This is a genomic window from Pantoea septica, from assembly GCF_002095575.1.
In the GTDB taxonomy this organism is placed as follows: Bacteria; Pseudomonadota; Gammaproteobacteria; order Enterobacterales; family Enterobacteriaceae; genus Pantoea; species Pantoea septica.
Genome location: NZ_MLJJ01000018.1, coordinates 46,086 through 60,541, shown reverse-complemented (window position 1 = coordinate 60,541; position 14,456 = coordinate 46,086). Strand labels below are relative to the sequence as shown.

The window sequence follows — 14,456 nt, the reverse complement described above, 5'->3', positions numbered from 1 at the left end:
TTATGCTTTTATTAATAAGCAATCTTTATCAGGTGAGTCATGGAATACCCTAAGCTTCGATCCTTCATTACCCTGGCGCGCACCCTGCATTTTGCCCGCGCGGCGGCGGAGGTCGGCCTGACGCAACCCGCGCTGAGCCAGCATATTCAGTCGCTGGAGCTGAGCTGGGGCGTCAGGCTGTTCGAGCGGAACAAACGACAGGTCAGCCTGACGGTCGAAGGGCAACTGCTGCTCGAGGAGGCGGAGCGCACGGTGCAGAGGCTCGACAACCTGCGCGCAACCGTCAAAGAGGTCGCCGCCGGCAGCAGGGGATTATTGCGGCTCGGCTATGTCGGCACGGCGGTGCTCGAGCCGCTGCTGGTCAGGGCGCTGCGAAGTTTCAGAAGCCAGTTTCCGGCTATCCGCCTTGAGCCGATGGAATATAACGTCAATCAGCAGATCGGGCTGCTGCAAAGCGGCGAGCTGGATGCAGGCATCCTGCGCGGGCCGCTGCCCGATTTTCGCTTTATCGCCTGCAGGGAAATCCATCAGACGGCGCTGAGCGCGGTGATACCCGACGACCATCCGCGCGCAGGGGATAAGCAGATCAGCCTGCGCGAGCTGGCTGGCGAAACCCTGATCGTTCAGCAGGATCCCGACGGCGTTGGGCTGGGCGGCACCGTGCTGCGTATGTATACGGAAACGGGTCTGGTGCCGGCGAAAATAGTGCGGGCACGGGACGTCAACACCGCCATTGACCTGACGGCGATGGGGATGGGAATAACCTGCATTCCCGCTTCGCAGCGTAATTTTTTGCGTCAGGATGTGGTGGCGTTAGATATTACCGGCACCGATATCACCACCTCTTTGTACCTTTGCTGGAAAGAGGGAAGAAAAAATAGCGACATGATGCATTTTATTAAAAATACGCAGTCGCTGTTTATGCCGTCTGTCAGCGAGAAAAAACAACCAGCATAATCCGCATATTATGCTTGCAGCCTGGCTATTCAGGCGGATTAAAAAACAGAAATGCGTGGTAAATATATATTGCAAACTGAAGAAATATTTTGCTCCTGCCTTTTTCTCCTGAAGATGGCGTCTACACTCAGTTTTTGTGTTTCGCTTATCTCCACTACGATCCCTGAATCATTACTCTAAGACTAATGATCGTCCCCTTGCCTTAATTGAATCACTTGAGCAGAAAGCGCAGACTCCATCCAGCATAAACGAAATAATGGTTATCTGAATCAGGAGGTTATAATGCACGCTGGCCAAGCGCCGGTTCGGGAATGGAATACGCGCCGCAGTGAAAAAGCGCGTCGACTGGCATCTTTTCCCGCAGACGGTAAAGTAATCCCTACTGAAAGAGCGGTAGAAGCGCTCGAAAAATTAATTGCTCCAGGGGACCGCGTTGTCCTTGAAGGAAATAACCAGAAGCAGGCGGATTTTTTATCGCGTACGCTGGCTGAAGTGGATCCGGCAAAAGTACACGACCTGCATATGATTATGCCCAGCGTGGGCCGTAGCGAACATCTCGATATTTTCGAAAAGGGCATCGCCCGCAAACTCGACTTCTCATTTTCCGGCCCGCAGAGTTTACGTATTTCCCAGCTTCTGCAGGATGGTCAGCTGGAAATTGGCGCCATCCACACCTACATCGAACTCTATTCCCGCCTCTACGTCGATCTCAGCCCGAACGTGGCGCTGATTGCCGGTTATAAAGCTGACCGCAAAGGCAACCTCTACACCGGTCCCAGCACCGAAGATACGCCGGCGCTGGTGGAGGCCGCCGCGTTCCGCGATGGCATCGTTATCGCCCAGGTCAACGAGCTGGTGGATGACGAAAGCGACCTGCCGCGCGTCGATATTCCCGCGTCCTGGATAGATTACATTGTCGTCGCCGACAAGCCTTTCTTCATCGAACCGCTGTTCACGCGCGATCCTCGTCTGATCAAGCAGGAGCATATCCTGATGGCGATGATGGCGATCAAAGGCATCTACGCCGAACATCAGGTGCAGTCGCTCAACCACGGCATCGGCTTCAACACCGCCGCAATCGAACTGCTGCTGCCGACCTACGGCGAGCAGCTCGGGCTGAAAGGCAAAATCTGTAAACACTGGACGCTAAACCCGCATCCGACGCTGATCCCGGCGATTGAGAGCGGCTGGGTAGAGAGCGTGCACTGCTTCGGCGGCGAGCTGGGAATGGAAGAGTATATCCGCGCCCGTCCAGACATTTTCTTCACCGGCAGCGACGGCTCGATGCGCTCTAACCGTGCGTTCTGTCAGCTGGCCGGTCAGTACGCGGTCGATATGTTTATCGGCGCGACCCTGCAGGTCGACGGGCTGGCGAACTCCTCTACCGTGACGCGCGGTCGCCTTTCCGGCTTCGGCGGCGCGCCTAACATGGGCCACGATCCCCACGGTCGCCGCCATGCGACGCCCGCCTGGCTCAATATGATTACCGAGCCAGACCCGATGCAGCGCGGTAAAAAGCTGGTGGTGCAGATGGTGGAAACCTTCCAGGCGGGCGCGAAGCCGACATTCGTCGAGCAGCTCGACGCTGTGGAAGTGGCGAAATCGTCCGGCATGCCGCTGGCGCCGGTAATGATTTACGGCGATGACGTGACCCACGTGCTGACCGAAGAGGGCATCGCCTATCTCTATCGCGCCGACAGTCTGGAAGAGCGCCGCGCCATGGTGGCTGCGGTAGCGGGCATCACCGATATTGGTCTGGGCGTCGACGCCGCGCGCGTGGCCGCGCTGCGTAAAAGCGGCAAGGTCGTCTATCCGGAAGATATGGGCATTCGCCGCTCAGACGCCACGCGCTCTCTGCTCGCCGCAGGCAGCGTCGCGGATCTGGTCGAATGGTCGGGCGGCCTCTACAACCCGCCGGCAAAATTCCGGAGCTGGTAATGAAACTCCTGTCACAGACTCAAGCCGAGGCGCAGGTTAGTCAGCTGGCGGCCATCGCGCGCGACTGCCTGATCGATGAGGCGCGCCTCAGTCCGAAGCCGGGTCTGGTGGACAGCCGCGGCAACGGCGCGCATCAGGATCTGACGCTCGCGCTGATGGAGCGCTCGGCCCGCAGCCTGCAGCCGACTTTTCTGCAGCTGGCGCGTCAGTGCTGGCAGCGTCCGGCTGACGTCGCCCTGCGCGAAGCGGTCGGCCGTCTCGGGCGGGAAGGGGAGCGGCAGATGATGGCGGCCACCGGCGGCGTCAACACCCATCGGGGCGCGATTTGGGCGCTGGGCCTGCTGGTCAGCGCCGCGGCGATGAACGGCGGCGGCGCCGACGCGGAGCGGCTCGCCCGTACCGCGGCGTCGCTGGCCAGCCTGCCCGATCGCGCCGCGCCGAAGCTGTTCAGCAAAGGGCTGAAGGCGACGCATCGCTATCGCGTGCCTGGCGCGCGGGAAGAGGCGCAGCAGGCCTTTCCCCACGTCGTCAGGCTGGCGCTGCTGCGCAGCCGCGCGGCGGGCGCGAGCGAAAGCGAAGCCCGGCTTGACGCGCTGATGGCGATCATGACCTCCCTCAGCGACACCTGCGTGCTTTCCCGCGCCGGCCTCGAAGGCCTGCAGACGATGCAGGCGGGCGCCCGGGCGGTGCTGCTGGCCGGTGGCTGCATGACGGCGCAAGGCCAGCGCGCGCTGGCGCAGCTGGATGCCGACATGCTGGCCCTGAACGCCTCGCCGGGAGGCGCCGCCGATCTGCTGGCCGCCACGCTGTTCATTGACAGGGTAGCCGTTACGGCCCATCACTCTTTTCTTTAGAGGACGTTATGGAACACATCACATTATCTTTCCCTGCTAACCGCACCTTCAGCGGCAGAGCCCTTGCAGGGGTCGTTGGTTCCGGTGATATGGAAGTGCTGTTCACCGCAACCGAAGGGCAAACGCTGAGTATTGATATCACCACCTCCCTCGACAATAGCGACACCCGCTGGAAGGCGCTGTTCGATCGCCTCAGCCTGATCAACGGCCTGCCTGCCGGGCAGATGGTCATTCACGATTTCGGCGCGACGCCGGGCGTTGCGCGCATCCGTATCGAACAGGTTTTTGAAGAGGTGAGCCATGCGTAACGATCCGAGTTTTATCGAACTGCGCGCCCGCGATCGCGCCCATGCGCTGCTGGACGAGGGCAGTTACCGCGAACTGCTCGATCCTTTTGAGGGCATCATGTCGCCCTGGCTGGCGCCGCAGGGCGTCGTACCGCAGTCCGACGACGGCATGGTGGTGGCGCGCGGCACGATTAACGGCCAGTCCGCGGTGGTCATCGCCATCGAGGGAACCTTCCAGGGCGGCAGCATGGGCGAAGTGTCCGGCGCGAAAATGGCGGCGGCGTTAGAGCTGGCGGCTGAAGACAACCGCAACGGCATTCCGACCCAGGCGGTGCTCTGCCTGGAAACCGGCGGGGTGCGCCTGCAGGAGGCTAATCTGGGGCTGGCGGCGATTGCCGATATCCACGCCGCGATTGTCGACCTGCGCCGCTATACGCCGGTTATCGGCATTATCGCCGGCACCGTCGGCTGCTTCGGCGGCATGTCGATCGCCGCCGCGCTCTGCAGCTATCTGATCGTCACGCGCGAGGCGCGGCTGGGGCTTAACGGCCCGCAGGTTATCGAGCAGGAAGCGGGCATCGAAGAGTACGACTCGCGCGACCGCCCCTTTATCTGGAGCATGACCGGCGGCGAAATCCGCTACGCGAGCGGACTGGCCGACGCGCTGGTCGATGACGGCATCAACGCCGTGAAAACCGCGATGAATGGCTTTATCGAAAAGGGCGTGCCGGCGCAGCATCGCAGCGACAAATATGCCGACTTCCTGCCGCGTCTGACCCGTTTCGATACGCGTCAGCAGGCGGATACGGCGCAGATTAAACAGCTTTTTGCCCGGGAGGATAAATAATGACCCAGACTATCAGCCGCGGTGCGACCTGGCTGGAAAAACTGGCACCTAATGCGCAGCGCCTGAGCGGCCTGTGCGACTCCGTTCAGGTGGCTGACGGCGAACTCAACGGCGAGCGCGTACGTCTGATCGCCGTGGTGCCCGATGCAAACAACCACTACCCGCGCGCCGCGCGCGGCGAAGTCGGGCTGCTGGAGGGCTGGACGCTGGCGAAGGTGGTGAATGAAACCATCGACGCAGATAAAAACAGCGACGTGAAGCGCCCGATTATCGCGGTCATCGACGTGCCGAGCCAGGCCTACGGTCGACGCGAAGAGGCGTTCGGCATTCATCAGGCGCTTGCCGGCGCGGCTGGCGCCTATGCCAAAGCGCGTCTGGCTGGACATCCGGTGATCGGCCTGATTGTCGGCAAGGCGATGTCGGGCGCGTTTCTGGCGCACGGCTATCAGGCGAACCGTCTGATCGCGATTAACGATCGGGGCGTGCTGGTGCATGCGATGGGCAAAGCGTCCGCCGCGCGCATTACGCTGCGTACGGTCGAGGCGCTGGAAAAACTGGCGGCGACCATTCCGCCGATGGCCTATGACGTCAGCAACTTCGCTACGCTGGGCCTGCTGGCCGATCTGCTGACGGTGGGCAATCCTGACGCCCCCTCCGACGCCGATCTGGCGCAGGTAGAGATTGCGCTGCAAAAGGCGATTGCCGACGCGCGTCATGATCCTTCCCTGAAAACCCGGCTCGGCGCGGAAAACCGCCGCAGCTCATCTTTGGTGCGCGAACGAATGCGCGCAGCCTGGTAATAGCCGTAAATAAATAAAAAAAGACCTGCCGGAAACGGTCCGTTCGGGGTGCGTAATTGCACCCCGGCGCAGGGGCCGCTTTTAGAAATTATAAACATCGCGTGACTGAAATTTTATTTCTTAAATACAGGTGATTTATGATTTACACAATTGTTCATGCCCTTGCGCCAATATTTGTCATCATGCTGCTCGGCTTCTGGGCCGGTAAAGCGGGGATGGTCGACAATAAAAATGTCTCGCTGCTTAATATCTTCGTAATGGACTTTGCGCTGCCTGCCGCGCTGTTCAGCGCCACGGTACAGACGCCCTGGCCGGGGATCGTGGCGCAGTGGCCGCTGATTGTGGTCATTACCGGCGCCATGTGGATTACCTATGCGGCTATCTATTTTCTCGCGACCAAAGTATTTAAAAAAATCCCCTCAGGATGCGGCGGTGCTGACGCTCACCGTGGCGCTGCCGAACTATGCCGCGCTGGGGCTGCCGATCCTCGGCAGCGTGCTGGGTGAAAACGCCACCACCTCGCTTTCTGTGGCGGTGTCGATCGCCTGCGGCTCGGTGCTGCTGACGCCGCTTTGCCTGCTGATTCTGGAGCGCGAAAAGGCGCGCACCGCGGGTGAAGATCACGGTTCCACCTTTGCGATGCTGCCGGTGCTGATGTGGCGTTCGGTGAAAAAACCGATCGTGCTTGGCCCGCTGGTGGGTGTGGTGCTGTCGGCGATCGGCATCAAAATGCCGGACCTGGTGCTGGCGGCGATTAAACCGCTGGGACTGGCGGCCACGGCGGCTGCGCTGTTTCTGACCGGCGTGATCCTCTCGGCGCGTAAGCTGAAACTCAACGCGGTGGTTGGCGTCGGCACCCTCGTCAAACTGCTGGTTCAGCCCTTTATCGCCTGGGGCATCGTCGCCGCGCTCGGCCTGAGCGGCCCGGTTGCCGTTACCGCCATCCTGATGATCGCGCTCTCTGCCGGTTTCTTCGGCGTCGTTTTCGGCAACCGCTTTGGCGTGCAGTCGCCCGATGCGGAGGCGGTGCTGCTGCTCAGCTCGATTCTGTGTATTCTTTCTCTGCCGCTGTTTATTACTCTGACTTCAGGTATTTGATATGACTCTGACGCCGCGCCCTCACGATCTCCTCTGGCTTCGCGCCGATAGCGTACTGCTGTCGGTGAAAGAGGCGTGGGTCAGCGAGCAGTGGCACGCCGGTTTGCCGGTGGTGGTGCGGCGCGATGTCGCCACGGCCGACCGCATCCCGGTCGGCGTGCGCGGCGCGCGGCGGGATCAGCGCGCCGCCGCCTGGGCGCAGACGGCGGATATCCTGCACGTCACTACGCCGGAAATGGTCGCCGATCGCGCCCGCCTGCTGGCGTCGCCCTTTGTCGCTTACCGCCCGATCCAGGCGGCGCTTGCGCTCAGCGAGCACCGCTGGCCCTGGCGCTGGGGGGTTACCGGCAGCGTCGGCTATGCGCTGGCAACGGCTATTCCGGTGCTGCATTCCGGCAGCGACCTCGATTTAACCATCCGCGCGCCGCAGCCGCTGGCGCGCGACCTTTTACAGCAGTGGCAGGCGCAGACGGAGAGTCTGCCCTGCCGCGTCGACACCCAGGTTGAAACGCCGTCAGGCGCCTTCGCGCTTAGCGAGTGGCTGCGCGAAGGGCGCGCGCTGGTGAAAACCGCCGCCGGCCCGGTGCTGACCGCGTCGCCCTGGAGCAGGGAGACTGTATGAAAATCCTCTTTACCTTTCCTGGCCAGGGCACGCAGCGCCCCGGCATGCTGCGCAATCTCCCTGACGGAGAGGCGCTGCTGAGCAGCGTGCGCGCCGTGCTGGGAGAGGAGACCGACGCGCTCGACAGCCCGGAGGCGCTGCGGCACACGCGCGCGGTGCAGCTCTGCTTGCTGATCGTCGGCGTCGCCTGGGCGCGCGAGCTGATCAGAAACGGCGTGAAGCCGGATATCGTCAGCGGTTTGTCTATCGGCGCCTATCCCGCCGCCGTGGCGGCGGGCGCGCTCGATTTCAGCGACGCGCTGCGGCTGGTCGCGCTGCGCGGCGATCTGATGGAGCGCGCTTATCCTCACGGCTACGGCCTGACCGCCATCGTCGGGCTGACGCTCAGCCAGCTGGAGAAGCTGATGGCGGGCAGCAATACCTATATCGCCAATATCAATGCGGAAACCCAGACGGTGATCGCCGGACGCGACGAGGATATGGCGGCCGTGGCGCAAAAAGCGCTCGACGCGGGCGCCAGCAAGGCGGCGCGGCTGGCGGTCAGCGTACCGTCCCACTGCGCGCTGCTGGATAAGCCGGCGGCGGAGCTGGCCAGCGCCTTCGGCTCGGTCTCGCTGTCGCGGCCCTCATGCGCTTATCTGAGCGGCTCGACCGGCCGCGTGATCTGGGAACCCGCCAGGATCGCCGACGATCTGGCCTTCAATATGGCGCGCACCGTGCAGTGGAGCGACGCCGTGATCGCGGCCAATCAGCGCGACGCCAGGCTGGCGATTGAGATGCCGCCGGGCAATGTGCTGACCGCGCTGACGCACCAGGCGGGCTGGCAGGGAGAGGCGATCTGCATGGAGCGTAACAGCGTCGAGGTTGCGCTCCACCTGGCTAAACGGCTGAGTCAGTAAGGCTGCGCGCGTACATTCGGCCTTCTGCGGCGAGCGCCAGCAGATCCTGATCGCGCTCGCGATGGTGCGAGTAGACGATGGAAACCAGCTGGCGCATCTGGTAAGGCTCTGCCAGGCGGACCAGCTGTACGCTGTTTTCATAAACCTTTTTCATGCGGCCGGGGATCAGCGAGAAGCCCATGCCCGCCTGTACCAGACTGACCAGAGAGAAGATGTCGTTTACTTTGGTGACGATGCGCGGTTGGAATCCGGCCACCTGAAACGCCTCCTGAAACCCGGCGTAGGTCGCGAAGCCCTCCGCCAGCGAGACAAAGTCGCGATCGGCGTAGTCGCGCAGATCCGCGTCGCGCGAGGTATCGAGCTTTTCGCCCGCCGGCGCGGCAAGAAAAATATGGTCGTGAAAAAGCGGGATCACATCAAAAGCCGAGTCGCTGAGTTCGGCGCTGTCGGTGGCGATCAGAATCGCGTCGAGCGCGTCGTCCTCAAGCATATTGAGCAGCGTCTGGTTGGAGCCCATGGTCAGATCGAGCTCAAGCGCGGGGCGCCGCAGCTTCATGCCCATAATCAGACGGGGAATCGTCTCCAGGGTGAGCGAGTAGAGCGTGCCGATCCTTAATCGGCCGCAGCCAACGCCTGCTACCTGTCTTGCCTCTTCTATGCCTTTACTCATCAGCGCGGTAACGTCCTGGCAATACTCCAGCAGCGTCCATGCGGCGGGCAGCGGCACCAGATTGCGTCCTTTATGGATAAACAGCGGGCAGTTGATTCCCTCTTCCAGCGTGTGCAGCGCGCGGTGCACGCTGACGCTGCTCAGATCGAGCGCCTCCGCCGTACGAGCGATATTGCCTTTGGTCATAAACATCATAAAAACGCTGAGCTTACGGAAGGTAATCTCCTGATTGATATCGTTATTCATGCTTTTTCCTTCGCGGATCTCCTTAAGCGGGCGTAAAGAATAATCCTGGCGCGACAAAAGAGGCAAAGCCAACGCGCGGGATCGCCAGCGCGCAGCGCAAGAGAATGCGTGCTTCTTCGGCTAAGTGTACTGTGAATCCTGTATTCCGCAGGGAATATAAACTGGCGCCGCAGAGCAGGTATTGATCCGGCAAAGAGAAGAGTGAATAAACGCAGAGAGCCCCGATCGCATCAGGGCTTGAGGGCAGGCCGTTCAGTAAAGCGTGTTCTTTAAGCGTTCCGGCAGCGCCTGGTCATAGGCCTCGCCGTCTATTTCCGCTTGCGAAAGCTGATGCAGGATCGCTCCCGGACTGGGCAGACTGTCACGCGCGATCTGTGCGGCGGGATCCCAGAGTTTTGAGCGAATAATCGCCCGGCTGCACTGAAAAAAGACGCTATCCACCCTAATGCGCAGCACCGTTTTCGGCAGCTGGTTGTTGACGGCGAAGCGGGTAAGAAGATCGGGATCGTTGCAGATCTCCGCGGTGCCGTTTACCCGCAGCGTTTCGCCGATGCCGGGTATGAGAAAAAGCAGCGCCACGCGATTATCGTGCAGAATATTGCGCAGGCTATCGATGCGGTTATTGCCGCGCCGGTCAGGCAGCAACAGCGTCTTCGCATCTTCGATAACGATAAAGCCTGCCGGATCGCCCCGTGGCGAGACGTCAAGCCCGCCCGGTCCCGAGGTCGCGAGCGCCGCAAAGGGCGCCGCCTCGATAAAAGGGCGGTAGGCGGGATGGATATGGTCGCTCTCCTTGGTCAGCGAGGGTCTGGCGACCGCGCCATAAATCCGTTCCAGTTCCGCTTCGCAAGTAATGCCTCTCTTTTCATTCGTCATTACGTCACCGCCTCAGTATGCAGATATGCGCTTTTCTCTTTTATACAGCAGCGCAGCCAGCGGCGCACCGGCTGTCGTGCCGTTTTATTTCAGGCCGAGCCTGCGACAACGCAGCCTTTGCCCCCAGCCAGCAGATAACCGGCCTGCAACGAGGCAGCGCTCGGCCCCGCCTGCAGCGGCGTCCAGTTTCAGTCGGAAAACCTTAAAGAGGAGGCCGCCGACGTTTTTTGGCGGATGCGGAAGGCCTGGCAGCCTGCTGAGGGGATTAGAGTGACGGGGTGTAGCAAAGATGCCCGCAACGGCGGCATATCCCTGTAGAATAAGGCGCTTACCGCCGTCAACCTGGAACCCACTGCGATATGAAGCCGATGACGTTAAACGTCGACCTTAACGATCTCTACGCTTTTCAGGCTCTGGTGACATTCAGAAGCTTTAAAGCCGCCGCAGAGGCGATTCATCTTTCTCAACCGGCGCTGAGCCGACGCATCGATAAGTTAGAGACGTCGCTTGGCGTCAGGCTGTTCGAAAGAACCACGCGGCGCGTTAGCCTGACCATGGCGGGCCGCAGTTTCGCGCCGCGCGCGCAGCAGATCCTGAAGGATTTAGAGAGTGCCATCGCCAACGTCGGGGATGTCAATTCGAACCGAACGGGCCTGGTGACTGTCGCCTGCGTGCCGTCGGCCGCCTACTATTTTATGCCCAAAGTCATCGCGCAGTTTCAGCTTCACTACCCGCGCGTACGTATTAAGCTGATCGATTCCAGCGCCGGTGACGTCTACGACGCGGTGATCGCCGGGCAGGCTGATTTCGGCCTGAGCTTTACCGGCGCGCCGCAGCCGGATGTCAGGTTTCTGCCGCTGGTGGATGAAGCCTACGTCGCCGTCTGCCCGCGCGACCATCCGCTCGCCGGCAGGAAGAGTCTGAGCTGGCGGGAATTTTATAGCTGGCCCTATGTCTGGCTGGATAAAACCTCGGGCAACCGCAACCTGCTCGATCAGGCGCTGACGGGCATCGTGCCGGAAAAGCCGGGCGTTTGCGAAACGCGTCACGTCACGACGCTGCTGGGCATGGTGGAGGCCGGTCTGGGGATCGCCGCGGTGCCGGGGATGGCGATGCCGAAAGGGGGCCACCCTTTTTTAGCCACCATTCCCCTCCATGAGCCGACGGTGCGCCGCACGGTCGGCATCGTGAAGCGCACCGGTCAGGAGCTGCCGCATCTTGCCGGTGAGCTGGAGGCGATGATTATTGCGATAAACGCGGCTGAGGGGCAGGCGCACGACCGCTAACGGGATCGAGGCCGGTTGCCTGAATCTGCTGCTGCACCCCGGGAGAGGAGAGGTACGCCAGCAGGGCTTTCGCCTCTTCCGGCTGGGCTGAATGGTTAGAGACCGCGCCGGCGAAGCGGGTGACATACTGCATATCCTCCGGCAGCTTGCCGATAAAGGTCACCCCGGCCAACGGCAGCAGTTCGCTGACCTGCTGGAAGCCGATCTCGTAGCGGCCGCTGGCGACGCTTTGCGCCACAGGGGTTTTCTCGACCCTCTTCGCCTTAGGCTTTAGCTGTTCAGCGATGCCCAGCTTGTTGAACAGCGTCGTCTCGACATATTTCCCGCTGGCGCTGTCGGAATAGGCGACAGAGTGCGCCTTCAGCAAGGTAGCCCTGAGCGCGTTCGCCGTCGTAATGTCGGGCACGGCGGCGCCTTTTTTCACCACTGCGCCGATTTTTGAGTCGGCGAGCTCGGTGCGCGTGCCGGGCAGCAGGCGTCCCTCTTTATCAAGCTTATCCAGCGCATAGCCGACCATAATAATGACGTCCGCTTTTTCGCCCGCGGCTAACCGGTTGGGGATCGCCTCTGGCGACTGGCCCATCGACGGTCCCGGCACCGTCTTGATGGTATAGCCTTTTTCAGCGGCGAAAGCGGGACTAAGCTTTTCCCAGGCGGCCTTGAAGCCGCCGGAGATCATGACCGTGATCTCTTTCGCCGACGTCTCCCAGCTCAGGAGGCAGAGCGGCGCGATAAGCAGCAGGCGGGGTAACAATCGTTTCATCTGTTTTTCCTTAACCAAACGTTTTTTTAGCGGCGTGATGATGGACCGCCTCTTGCTTATAGAGGAACAGGGTCGCCAGCAGCGCGCACGCGGCGGCGAAGCTCATCCATAAGCCAGGCGCGGCTTTGTCGCCGGTCACTTCAATCAGCGCGGTGGAGATGGCGGGCGTAAAGCCGCCGAACAGCGCGGTGGCGAGGCTATAGGCCAGCGAGAAGCCCGCGACCCGGACCGAGACCGGCATGATCTCCGTTAACGCCGGGATCATGGCGCCGTTGTAGAGCCCGTAAATAAACGAGAGCCACAGCAGCACGCCCAGCATCGAGTAGAAGCTCGGATCGGCCGCCAGATATTTAAGGGCAGGGTAGGAGGTCGCGATGGCGATCAGCGCCATGGCGATCAGCACCGGTTTTCGCCCGTAGCGATCCGAGATCGCTCCGCCGATCGGCAGCCAGATAAAGTTTGAGACCGCCACCAGCAGGGTCACCAGCAGGCTGTCCGATGCGCTTAGCATCAACACTTTTTTGCCGAAGGTGGGCGCATAAACGGTGATCAGATAGAAGGCGGTGGTGGTCATCGCCACCATCAGCATGCCCGCCATCACGGTTTTCCAGTTGCCGAGCAGCGTGCTAAAGACCTGGCGCATTTCAGGATGCTGGCGGCGCGCGCTGAATTCCGCCGTCTCCTCCAGATTGCGCCGCAGGAAGAAAATAAACGGTACGATCAAGCAGCCGAACAGAAAAGGAATGCGCCATCCCCAGTCGCGAATCGCGCTCTCCTCCATCAGGGCGTTGAGGGCGAATCCCATCGCCGCGGCCACCATAATGGCGACCTGCTGGCTGCCGGACTGCCAGCTGGTATAGAAGCCTTTTTTGCCCGGGGTGGCGATTTCAGAGAGATAAACCGAGACGCCGCCCAGCTCCGCGCCTGCGGAAAAGCCCTGCAGCAGCCGTCCCATCAGCACAATCAGCGGCGCCCAGTAGCCGATCGCCGCATAGGAAGGGATCAACACGATCAGAAAGGTGCCCGTCGCCATAATCGAGAGCGTGACGATAAGCCCTTTGCGCCTGCCCACTTTATCGATATAGGCGCCCAGCACCACCGCGCCGATGGGGCGCATCAGGAAGCCGGCACCGAAGGCGGCGAAGGTCATCATTAGCGAGGCGAATTCACTGCTCGCCGGAAAGAAGGTGTGGGCGATATAGGTGGCGTAAAAGCCGAACAGGAAAAAGTCGAACTGTTCGAGAAAGTTTCCCGAAGTGACGCGAAGGATCGCGCCTGCCCGGGCGCAAACCGTGTTGATTGATGCAGAGGATGTTTCCATTAAATGCTCCAGCGTTTACGTAATGTTAATGATTCATTACTTTGTTGTGACTCAAGACTGGAACAGGAAGGCGGAGTTAATAAGTGCATTTTGCGTATCGATTAATGCGTGCGGCGCATGAATTTTCCGCCTGCTGAGAGCGACATCCGGCAGCGACTGGCGACAGCGCGCACAGGCGACCGCTCGCCGCCTCTGACGGCTCCTTTTTGCCTTATCAATTTCGTGACCGGCTTCATACCGACGTGGTACGACATTCGCTTGCCGCCGGTCTCTTTGGTTGGCTTCGCGCCTGCTCTCAGGCACACTACCCGCAGCGAAACAGATTCCCCGCTGAGACGCGGTTTTCTCACCCGACTTTCCACAGGGCTGCATGCCAGCGTGCGCCGCCCACACCTTCGACACACCACAAGAGGAATTACCATGGCTACAGGCCCACTGAACGCAGACGAAATCGAGTGGATGGAAGATGTGTTGATGGAGCACGACAGCGAAGACGGCTTGATCGATATCAGCGAGCTGGACGGTCTTTTCACCGCGGCGCTCTCCAGTCCGTCGCCGCTGGCGCTTGATGCGATGAAGCCGGTTATCTGGGGCGAAAGCGCGCCGGACTGGGACGATCCTGCGGATGAGCAGCGTTTCAATACCCTGGCGGCGCGGATGATGAACGATATCGCCGAGCGCCTCAGCCTTTACCCGGAGCAGTTTGAGCCGCTGTTCGGCTACCGTGAAATGGACGGCCGCGAACTGCTGGTGGTGGAAGAGTGGTGCTTCGGCTATATGACCGGCGTGGCGCTGGCGGAATGGCCGGAGTTGCCCGCCGAGCTACAGCCGTCTCTGCAGGCGATTGCGCTGCACGGCGATATTGATGAGGTCGAAAAACTCGACGGTATGGATGAGATCGCCTACTTGCAGAGCACTGACGCTATCCAGCCTGCGGCGCTGCGTCTCTATAACTACTGGCATGGCAAAACCGACGCGATTCACTAAGCGCC

The 14,456-nt window shown here is 61.0% G+C and carries 14 protein-coding genes and 1 pseudogene; 11 read left to right on the top strand and 4 right to left on the bottom strand.

The annotated features are described in order from the left end of the window. Window positions 1–39: 39 nt before the first annotated feature. From HA46_RS11710 to mdcH, 9 genes and pseudogenes are all read left to right on the top strand, one after another. The gene (locus HA46_RS11710; protein WP_084884393.1) at window positions 40–957 is read left to right on the top strand and encodes a LysR family transcriptional regulator; all 918 of its coding nucleotides are present in this window, start codon (window positions 40–42) and stop codon (window positions 955–957) included. 282 nt (window positions 958–1,239) lie between these two features. Then, window positions 1,240–2,895: a malonate decarboxylase subunit alpha gene (mdcA, locus tag HA46_RS11705; RefSeq protein WP_033788877.1), complete on the top strand. Its 1,656-nt coding sequence runs from the start codon at window positions 1,240–1,242 to the stop codon at window positions 2,893–2,895. Beyond that, the gene (locus HA46_RS11700; RefSeq protein WP_084884391.1) at window positions 2,895–3,749 is read left to right on the top strand and encodes a triphosphoribosyl-dephospho-CoA synthase; all 855 of its coding nucleotides are present in this window, start codon (window positions 2,895–2,897) and stop codon (window positions 3,747–3,749) included. The genes mdcA and HA46_RS11700 overlap by 1 nt, the downstream gene beginning before the upstream one ends. 8 nt (window positions 3,750–3,757) lie before the next feature. Continuing rightward, window positions 3,758–4,057 carry a malonate decarboxylase acyl carrier protein gene (mdcC, locus tag HA46_RS11695; RefSeq protein ID WP_033788879.1) on the top strand — a complete coding sequence of 100 codons (300 nt, stop codon included), beginning with the start codon at window positions 3,758–3,760 and terminating at the stop codon, window positions 4,055–4,057. Then, entirely contained in the window at window positions 4,050–4,883 is an 834-nt protein-coding gene (locus tag HA46_RS11690; RefSeq protein ID WP_033788880.1) for a biotin-independent malonate decarboxylase subunit beta, read from the top strand. The genes mdcC and HA46_RS11690 overlap by 8 nt, the downstream gene beginning before the upstream one ends. Then, window positions 4,883–5,683 carry a biotin-independent malonate decarboxylase subunit gamma gene (gene mdcE, locus HA46_RS11685; RefSeq protein ID WP_033788881.1) on the top strand — a complete coding sequence of 267 codons (801 nt, stop codon included), beginning with the start codon at window positions 4,883–4,885 and terminating at the stop codon, window positions 5,681–5,683. The genes HA46_RS11690 and mdcE overlap by 1 nt, the downstream gene beginning before the upstream one ends. A 137-nt stretch (window positions 5,684–5,820) precedes the next feature. Then, window positions 5,821–6,781, top strand: a pseudogene (locus tag HA46_RS11680) (AEC family transporter). 1 nt (window position 6,782) lies between these two features. After that, complete coding sequence (locus tag HA46_RS11675; protein WP_033788883.1) at window positions 6,783–7,403, top strand: malonate decarboxylase holo-ACP synthase; 621 nt, start codon at window positions 6,783–6,785, stop codon at window positions 7,401–7,403. Continuing rightward, window positions 7,400–8,302, top strand: a complete 903-nt coding sequence (gene mdcH / locus HA46_RS11670; protein ID WP_084884388.1) for a malonate decarboxylase subunit epsilon — start codon at window positions 7,400–7,402, stop codon at window positions 8,300–8,302. Before HA46_RS11675 ends, mdcH begins: the two co-directional genes overlap by 4 nt. Here mdcH and HA46_RS11665 read toward each other — a convergent pair. After that, window positions 8,283–9,218, bottom strand: coding sequence for a LysR family transcriptional regulator (locus tag HA46_RS11665; protein WP_033788885.1), 936 nt, complete (start codon window positions 9,216–9,218; stop codon window positions 8,283–8,285). The genes mdcH and HA46_RS11665 overlap by 20 nt on opposite strands. A 252-nt stretch (window positions 9,219–9,470) precedes the next feature. After that, entirely contained in the window at window positions 9,471–10,094 is a 624-nt protein-coding gene (locus HA46_RS11660) for a pyridoxamine 5'-phosphate oxidase family protein (protein WP_033788886.1), read from the bottom strand. Window positions 10,095–10,462: 368 nt separating this feature from the next. On the opposite strand from HA46_RS11660, the gene HA46_RS11655 reads away from it, so the two are divergent. Continuing rightward, window positions 10,463–11,380, top strand: a complete 918-nt coding sequence (locus HA46_RS11655; protein WP_084884430.1) for a LysR family transcriptional regulator — start codon at window positions 10,463–10,465, stop codon at window positions 11,378–11,380. On the opposite strand, the gene HA46_RS11650 is transcribed toward HA46_RS11655, so the two are convergent. Both HA46_RS11650 and tcuC read right to left on the bottom strand, forming a co-directional pair. After that, complete coding sequence (locus HA46_RS11650) at window positions 11,337–12,143, bottom strand: substrate-binding domain-containing protein (RefSeq protein WP_084884386.1); 807 nt, start codon at window positions 12,141–12,143, stop codon at window positions 11,337–11,339. The two genes, HA46_RS11655 and HA46_RS11650, sit on opposite strands and share 44 nt — an antisense overlap. A gap of 10 nt (window positions 12,144–12,153) precedes the next feature. Continuing rightward, window positions 12,154–13,464 carry an MFS transporter gene (tcuC, locus tag HA46_RS11645; protein WP_084884384.1) on the bottom strand — a complete coding sequence of 437 codons (1,311 nt, stop codon included), beginning with the start codon at window positions 13,462–13,464 and terminating at the stop codon, window positions 12,154–12,156. A 420-nt stretch (window positions 13,465–13,884) separates the two neighbouring features. On the opposite strand from tcuC, the gene HA46_RS11640 reads away from it, so the two are divergent. Next, complete coding sequence (locus HA46_RS11640) at window positions 13,885–14,451, top strand: UPF0149 family protein (RefSeq protein WP_084884381.1); 567 nt, start codon at window positions 13,885–13,887, stop codon at window positions 14,449–14,451. Window positions 14,452–14,456: the final 5 nt, after the last annotated feature.